The sequence below is a fragment of the Flavobacteriales bacterium genome (genome assembly GCA_013214975.1).
Taxonomy (GTDB): domain Bacteria; phylum Bacteroidota; class Bacteroidia; order DT-38; family DT-38; genus DT-38.
Genome location: JABSPR010000416.1, coordinates 1 through 7,924, shown reverse-complemented (window position 1 = coordinate 7,924; position 7,924 = coordinate 1). Strand labels below are relative to the sequence as shown.

Below are 7,924 nucleotides of genomic sequence, written 5' to 3'. Positions count from 1 at the left end.
TTTTATTTGTGAAAATAAATTGAGAATTAGAAACAGAATATAGAGTAGTGGGCGTTTCGCTAATCGATTCCGAATTCTCAACTTTCATGTTGTTGTCACTACAGCCTTGCATTACAGCTTGTAGCAGAAATAATAAGACGATGAATAAATGATCGGGTTTCATAGACAAATAATGATTATTCAAATTTACTTGAATGTTCGAATTAATAGGTATTACATCAATGGTTATCCGCTATTTTGAATAGATAATTCTATTAAATTTGCAGGGTACTGTTGAACTAATAAAATACTAGAAGTGGAAAAGGAAAAAATAGAGAAAAGTAAGGGAGCTGTTTTGATGGATAGAAGAACAGCAGTTGTTCCAAAAGGGATTGGGATTTTTAATACGGCAACTGCAGTTATTACAAAGAACGCGACCATTACGGATATTGATGGTAATGAACTAATTGATTTTGCAGGAGGAATCGGAGTTGTAAATGCTGGTCATTGTCCCGATTCAGTTGTTAAAGCAATTTCTAAACAAGCTGCCAAAATGATTCATACATGCTTCAATGTTGCAACTTATGAGCCTTACTTAGATCTCGCAGAAAAGCTAGCAAGTCTTTTGCCACATGGAGATCATACAAAAGTGATGATTACCAATACAGGTGCTGAATCAGTTGAAAATGCGATTAAAATTGCTCGACAAGCTACAGGGAAAGAGAATATAATTTGCTTTAGTGAAGCCTTTCATGGTAGAAGTATGATGGCAATGTCGTTAACCTTTAAGGAAGCATATAAAACTGGTTGCGGTCCGTTTGTACCTGGTATACACCGTTTCCCTTTCCCTAACCATTACAAGAATGGAAATGGACAAAGTGTAGATGATTTTGGAAAAGACGCTATCGAAGATTTTAGAAAGAGATTAGAATCAGAAGTTGATAAAACAAATGTTGCCGCTGTAATCTTGGAATTAGTACAGGGCGAAGGTGGGTTTACAGTAGCTCCACAAACGTTTATAGAAGGCCTAAGAGAAGTTTGTACCGATAATGGCATTATGTTAATCTTCGACGAAGTTCAAGCGGGATTTGGAAGAACAGGTAAATGGGCATCACATCATCATTATAATGTTATTCCAGATATTTCTACTTATGCTAAATCGATGGGATCAGGAATGCCTATTGGTGCTGTAGTGGGTAAGGCAGAAGTAATGGACGGGGCTAATCCTGGTACAATTGGAGGGACTTATTTAGGTAATCCTGTATGCTGCGCAGCGTCTTTGGCTACGATAAAATTCATGGAGGATATCGATATCAATCAAAAAGGAGTTGATGTGGGGAATATAATACGAGCGAGTTTCGATGATATGAAATCGAAATATTCTGTTATTGGAGATGTTAGAGGGCTAGGAGCGATGCTCGCGTTTGAATTAGTAAAGAATGGAAATAAGGACGAACCAAATGGAGAACTTTGTGGTCAGTTAGTGAGAGCATGTTCTGCTCGAGGATTGATTATGTTGAGCGCAGGAACATTCGGAAATATTGTTAGGGTGTTAAGTCCACTCACAATTGAAGAAGATTTGCTCAGAAAAGGGTTAAGTATTATTGATGAAGAATTAGCAAAATTAGCATGAGTTATACCTACAAGCAGTTTATAGAAGGAGAATGGGTTGATGCCTATGATGGTGGTAAATGGGACGTAATAAACCCATCTACAGAAGAGATTGTAAGAACTGTTCCTTATGGTGCAGGTGATGAAGATTGTGTTAGAGCTATTGACGTTGCGCATAATGCGTTTCCAGAATGGTCTAGAAAAACGCCTTATGAAAGAGCAGATATCTTAAAGAAAACGGCTGATTTAATCAGAGAACGGTTAATGGATTTGGCTAAAACACTTACTCTCGAAAGTGGAAAGCCAATGGCGCAAGCTGTTATCGATTGGCGTGTTTCTGCCGATCTTTTTGAATGGTTTGCTGAAGAAGGTAAAAGAGCTTATGGAAGGGTTGTACCTTCTCGAGTTCCAGGAAAAAGAATGTCGGTTATTAAACAACCAATAGGTGTTGTGGGTGTTATTACTGCCTGGAATTTTCCTGCATATAATCCTGCTAGAGCATGGGCTGCGGCCTTGGCAGCCGGATGTACAGTTGTTGCAAAAGGATCAGAATACACGCCTTTAACAGGTATGGAAATGGTTAATATTCTAGTAGAGGCAGGTATTCCGGCTGGAGTAATAAACTTGGTTAATGCGGATGCAGCTGCTGTGGGTAATGCAATGTTAGAGCACAAAGAATGCAGAAAACTTAGCTTTACAGGTAGCACTAGAGTAGGACATTTGTTGGTTGAAGGATCTGCAAAGAATTTTACACGACTTAACCTCGAGTTAGGTGGAAATGCCCCGGTACTAGTGTTTCCCGATACAGATATCGAAAGCATAGCTAAAGCGGCAGTAGCTGTTAAATATGGCAATAATGGTCAAGTATGTGTTTCACCACAACGTTTTTATGTTCATGACGATGCGATAGCAGAATTTTCGGATCATGCTTCTAAAGCTGCATCTGAATTAAAACTTGGCAATGGCTTTGACGATGGTGTAAATGTTGGTCCATTAATTAACCAGATTCAGTTGGAAAGAATTGAGGGCATGATGGCCGCGTCCGTTAATGAGAATGTGAATGTGTTGACAGGAGGTGGCAGCCCGGAATACTTAGATAAAGGGTATTTCTTTGAACCAACTGTTATTATTGGTTTAAAGTCGGATGCTCATGTATTGAATAATGAGATTTTTGGACCAATAATGCCAATCGTGGGATTTAGTGATTTCGACGAAGTGATCGCTCTAGCAAATAGTTCAGAATATGGATTAGCATCTTATGTTTGGACAAATGATTTGAATACTGCTACAAGAGCTACAGAGCAATTGGAGTTTGGAATGGTAGGTGTAAATACTTGGTATCCACATGGAACAGAAGTCCCATTCGTTGGTGTTAAGCAAAGCGGTTTAGGACACGAATCTGGTCAGGAAGGATTGGAAGGATACATGGAGTCTAAGTTGATTAGCATAGGGGGTATATAATATTAAAAAGATGTCAGCAACACTTTTCTTTAATGGACACATTCTAACCCAAGATAAATCTCAGCCCAATGTAGAAGCTGTTTTAATTGAAGGTCAGTATATTAAAGAGATAGGAGAGGAGGCGGTTCTTCGTGGAATGGTTGATTCAAATATTATAGAAGTCGACCTGAAAGGCAAGACGCTTATACCGGGATTAAATGATGCCCATATTCATGTTTGGAAAGTAGGGCATCTACTAACTTCTATGCTTGATCTACGAGGGGTTACTTCAATAACTCGAATGCTAGAAATGGTAAAGGAATTTGCTGAAGGATTACCTGAAGGACAATGGTTGATGGCAAGGGGGTTTAATGAAGCCGTTCTCGCAGAAAAAAGAATTCCAACAAGGGAAGAAATTGATAGTGTTGTTTCAGATCGTCCGGTTATCCTAACAAGAACTTGCGCGCACATTATTTCCATCAATTCTAAAGCAATGGAAATATGTGAAATACAAGATTCTGTGGAAGCACCTCCTGGTGGAATAATTTTACGAGATGAAGAAAATAAACCCACTGGTGTTTTTTGTGAGACGGCTCTCGGATTAATTCATAAGTATATTCCGTCACCTACAATTGAGCAATATGAAGCAATGTTGGACTCAGCGTCAAATGAATTGTTATCGTACGGAATTACAAGCGCTACAGATCCTGGGGTATTGCCAGAGTTAATGGCTGTGTATAAGAATCTAGACGACCAATCTAAATTGAAATTACGTTTTAACGTTATGGCTATTCGCTTGCCAGATGGAGGAACAGAGGTTTTGCCATTGCCAGAAAAACATGTGTCTGATCAATTAAGAGTTGATACTATTAAATTCTTCTCGGATGGTGGTCTAAGTGGGAAAACAGCTTCTGTGAAACGGAATTATAAAGGATACGAAGAGAAAGGAATACTTCGCTTTGATGAACAACGATTTTATGATATGGCTGTAGAAGGTCATAGGGCAGGGTTTAGAATTGGAACACATGCTATTGGGGATAATGCAATAGATGTTGTTGTAGGTACTTATAAACGACTGTGCGATGAATTTCCTTCGGAGATGAGGCATAGAGTGGAGCATCTTGGTTTGCCGGAAAAATCACATCTCGAAACGATGTCTAAGTATAACATGATTTCGGTTCCGCAAACAATATTTCTATTTGAATTAGGATCGAATTTTAGAAGGTATTTGGACGATGATTATTTGAAACATACGTTTCCTGTGCGATCTACGATGGAGGCCGGGATTTCGGTTGCATTATCATCTGATGCACCAGTTGTTAAATCGTTTAATCCTATGAAAGGAATAGTAGCCGCTGTAACGAGAAAGGATAAAGAGGGAGTGCAGATTTCTCCAGAAGAATCTATAACGGTAGAAGAGGCTCTTTACGGTTATACTATGGGAGGAGCTATTTCTACTGGAGATGAGAATAACAGGGGAAGTATTACTTCGGGGAAATGGGCGGATTTAACTATTTTAGACAAGAATCCACTTGATGTGGAAATTGAGGAAATAGAGCACATTAAAGTTCAAACGACTTATCTCGCAGGAAAAATAGTTTACAACAGAAATTAAAACCAGATGACAACAAAGCGGAAAATATTATTGGCAGCAATCGCATTATTGATTGTTCCTCAGTTATTTCAAATTGATAAGTCGAGACCAGAAGTAAACCCGGCTAAGGATATTATAGCTATTCTAGATCCTCCAGAGGATATACAGAAAATATTAAAGAATGCTTGCTATGACTGTCATTCTTACGAAACTAAATACCCGTGGTATACGAGTGTTGCACCAATTTCATGGTGGATTGGTCATCATATTGAAGAAGCGAGAGAAGAACTTAATTTTTCCACTTGGGCTGATTATGCTCCTGAAAAAGCAGATCATAAATTAGAAGAGATTGGAGAAGAGGTGAGTGAAGGTAAGATGCCGTTAGATGATTATGTGGACATGCATCCTGAAGCCGAATTAACAAAAGAAGAAAGAGAAGCGTTAGCTGATTGGGCTGATTCTATGAGAGAATAATTATTCCTCTCCTTCCTCTTCATCCGGATGTGCTAAGTGAATCTGATAGTATAGCAGTAAGTCGATTTTGACTTTTGTAATAGGGGTCTCGTAAAATCGAACTATTTTAATTTCGTCTTCAAGCATTTCGAATACGACTTCTGCGCTCCATTCGAATGAAAAATAATTTTTGATTCCTACACCGAATATATCGTAGGTTACAATAAAAAGGTTTCCAGTACGCGCTAAGTCCATAAAATAAAACCCAGTAAGAGACTTGTTAGTCCTCTCCATGTTGGTACATCTTCCGATAAGCTTCATAGCCTGCTCATCATTTTTGAACCATTTGGTTAATAGTCCTATGTGCTTATCAGAACATTGGTAACCTAAATCGAAGGCAGATATAATCTTGCATTTTAGATTATTATCCAACTGATTATTGTCATCTTCCCAATCACAGTCGTTTCCAACCCAGGTGGATAGATAAGTAATAGCCGCTTTCTCTCTCTCAGTTAACGTATCAATGCAACCTTGATTAAGCTTTAATATACTAAGATCATGATTGAACTTTTCGTCCATCTCAATTTCTCGCCACAGGAATTGAGTTTGAGGCAGGTGATCGTATTTTTTACCCAATAGGCAACCGGAAAACGAGGTTATTAATAAAATATAAAAGACGAGTTTCTGCATAGCCATCTTGCTTGAAAGCTAATATAGAATATTAATAGGATGCCTTATTCAATAGAGATTGCTTTGTTTATGATATCTACTAGTTTTTCTTTTGATAGAGGCTTTTTGATGAACAATTTAGAATAGCCTAATTCTCGGGCCATTTTGATGTGAATATTAGCTGTAGATGCCGTAAGCATACTTACTAGTTTCTTGGCTTTTTTACTAGGATCCATGGTTTTGTATTCATCCATAAATTCAAAGCCATTCATCACTGGCATGTTAATGTCAAGAATTATTAGGTCGGGGGGAGTGTCTGTTTCTTTTAAGTAGTCAATGGCCTTTCTTCCATTGAGAACAATGTCAACTACGATATTCGGATTTATTCTGGAAATTAATCTCGCATGCAAAAAATTTGATGTCTCACTATCATCAACAAGAAGAATCCTTTCAATATTTTGCATACGTAGGTCTATGAATTAACGTTTACGTACGAGATAAAATAAGGTTTTGTGAAATCGCCGATAATAAAAGGAAACAATTCCTTTAATCTACAACGATAGTAATATGTTGTGGTTCGAAGCCTTCAACTGAAACTGTTGCCCAGAATATTCCCGAAGAAAGAGCGTCTTTGCTAATTGAATAATGGTCGCCAAATACGCTTTCATTTATTACAACTTGTCCCAATTCGTTTTGAATGTTGATAGTTGCATATAATAGATCTGGATTATTGAAAGAAAGAATACTAACGTCTCTAATTGGGTTTGGTGATAACGAAATATTATTTGATCCAGCGTGATTATTCTTTGTTTCCGTGGGTGTGACAATGAATTTTAGAAGGAAACGGGGAGCTGTTGTTGTATCAGAAACATAAAACGAATAAGAGTTACTATCGTTAATGTTTGTGATTGTTCCTGTAAGGAGATCCTCTAGAAATACATCACCATCAATTGGCATGTTAACGATTTTGGAAGCCTCGATAGAATAATTTCCGGACATTCCTGGTCCGACTAGTACGCTAAGAGGGATTTCTAAATTAGGTTCATAATCAGGTAATGAATTAAACATAAGTGCCGCATCATCAAGAGATGTTGTGAATAGGCTAGGAGCAGCAGGTTGATACGATAGTTGTCGCGTTATATCTGATAAATCATTTGCATTCTCAGAAGAATTAGGGTCGAATATAAGAACGGTTTCGTCGTAGAATGAATTTACATCGCCAGTTACTTTTAATTTTAAAACACTAGATGATTCGTAGAATACTGTTTTAACGAAGTCTTGAGATTGATCAAGGGATTTATGAGATTCTTTAATCGTAAGGGTAGGGTCGGCAGTAGCGTGTATCCAGAATCCTTGCGAAGATGGAATTATATTTGTTACACCCAGAGTGCTTTCATTCGAAGCACCATCATAGGCTCCCCAGTTTCCACCTGTATCATCAAAAATATAAATTTGATCATCAACATTTACTCTATCCGAAGGAACTACGAGTTCCCAATCAATATTACATGGAAACGGGTTGCCAATGTAGTTCAAACCATCGTAAGTAGAGTTATTTGTAAATGTTATGGGATGTGCTGATGAGGAATTAAATACTTGATCTCCTTGGTTCGGAGTTCCGGTTACACTTAAATTGTATGTAGCAGCCGACATATATGTACTATGCCCTTTAGAAGTTGTTACATCCGTTGCATTTGACGGTTCCACCCATCCAGCGCTTGCTGACCCATCTAGATTTTCATCGAAAGTATACATTGATACCCAACCATTATCTTGATCTGAACCTGTAAATCCAGAGATGTATATGTCTGGCATCCAATCGGCAATTGTAGAATTTTGAATTGGTGATGTGATGTCCTTAAATCCAGAAACTGTAATGTTAAGGTATCTTTGCATCTCCAAATTACCTGTAACAGAACCTGATATGATTTCAGCTAAGCTAGCGGTCCCTGATGCATTAGATACAAGTGTGAGTGTATTATCAAGAGCTAGCACTCCCTGGTTAATTGTAAGGACGTTATTAACATTAGCATTTGAATTCAGGGTTGCAGTTCCTCCATTATCAATAGTTAAGTTGTAAAATTCACTTATTCCAGATATTGACTGGCTTGAGGCCCCATTATAAGTTACTGTATTGCCGCTTGCAGAAGCAGTAATATTTGAAATCCCAACCGTTCC

Annotated in this window: 7 protein-coding genes; 4 read left to right on the top strand and 3 right to left on the bottom strand. The window is 38.0% G+C overall.

The window, feature by feature from the left end; translation table 11 throughout:
* Window positions 1-337 precede the first annotated feature (337 nt).
* From HRT72_12950 to HRT72_12935, 4 genes are read left to right on the top strand one after another with little or no spacing between them, the layout of a single operon-like run.
* A complete protein-coding gene (locus HRT72_12950) occupies window positions 338-1,612 on the top strand; it encodes an aspartate aminotransferase family protein (protein ID NQY68614.1) in 1,275 nt (424 codons plus the stop codon).
* Complete coding sequence (locus HRT72_12945; protein ID NQY68613.1) at window positions 1,609-3,051, top strand: NAD-dependent succinate-semialdehyde dehydrogenase; 1,443 nt, start codon at window positions 1,609-1,611, stop codon at window positions 3,049-3,051. The genes HRT72_12950 and HRT72_12945 overlap by 4 nt, the downstream gene beginning before the upstream one ends.
* 10 nt (window positions 3,052-3,061) lie before the next feature.
* Complete coding sequence (locus HRT72_12940; protein ID NQY68612.1) at window positions 3,062-4,645, top strand: amidohydrolase; 1,584 nt, start codon at window positions 3,062-3,064, stop codon at window positions 4,643-4,645.
* Window positions 4,646-4,651: 6 nt separating this feature from the next.
* Window positions 4,652-5,098, top strand: coding sequence for a heme-binding domain-containing protein (locus HRT72_12935; GenBank protein NQY68611.1), 447 nt, complete (start codon window positions 4,652-4,654; stop codon window positions 5,096-5,098).
* On the opposite strand, the gene HRT72_12930 is transcribed toward HRT72_12935, so the two are convergent.
* The 3 genes from HRT72_12930 to HRT72_12920 all read right to left on the bottom strand — a co-directional run.
* A complete protein-coding gene (locus tag HRT72_12930) occupies window positions 5,099-5,767 on the bottom strand; it encodes a hypothetical protein (protein ID NQY68610.1) in 669 nt (222 codons plus the stop codon).
* Window positions 5,768-5,811: 44 nt separating this feature from the next.
* Window positions 5,812-6,210 (bottom strand): response regulator, encoded by a 399-nt coding sequence (locus HRT72_12925; GenBank protein NQY68609.1) that lies wholly within the window; start codon window positions 6,208-6,210, stop codon window positions 5,812-5,814.
* An 82-nt stretch (window positions 6,211-6,292) separates the two neighbouring features.
* On the bottom strand, window positions 6,293-7,924 hold a 1,632-nt coding region (locus HRT72_12920), incomplete at its 5' end, for a hypothetical protein (GenBank protein NQY68608.1).

Coding starts and splice junctions, on each gene's coding strand:
- HRT72_12930 (NQY68610.1), bottom strand. CDS start 5,767: ATGCAGAAACTCGTCTTTTATATTTTATTAATAACCTCGTTTTCCGGT.
- HRT72_12945 (NQY68613.1), top strand. CDS start 1,609: ATGAGTTATACCTACAAGCAGTTTATAGAAGGAGAATGGGTTGATGCC.
- HRT72_12925 (NQY68609.1), bottom strand. CDS start 6,210: ATGCAAAATATTGAAAGGATTCTTCTTGTTGATGATAGTGAGACATCA.
- HRT72_12940 (NQY68612.1), top strand. CDS start 3,062: ATGTCAGCAACACTTTTCTTTAATGGACACATTCTAACCCAAGATAAA.
- HRT72_12950 (NQY68614.1), top strand. CDS start 338: ATGGATAGAAGAACAGCAGTTGTTCCAAAAGGGATTGGGATTTTTAAT.
- HRT72_12935 (NQY68611.1), top strand. CDS start 4,652: ATGACAACAAAGCGGAAAATATTATTGGCAGCAATCGCATTATTGATT.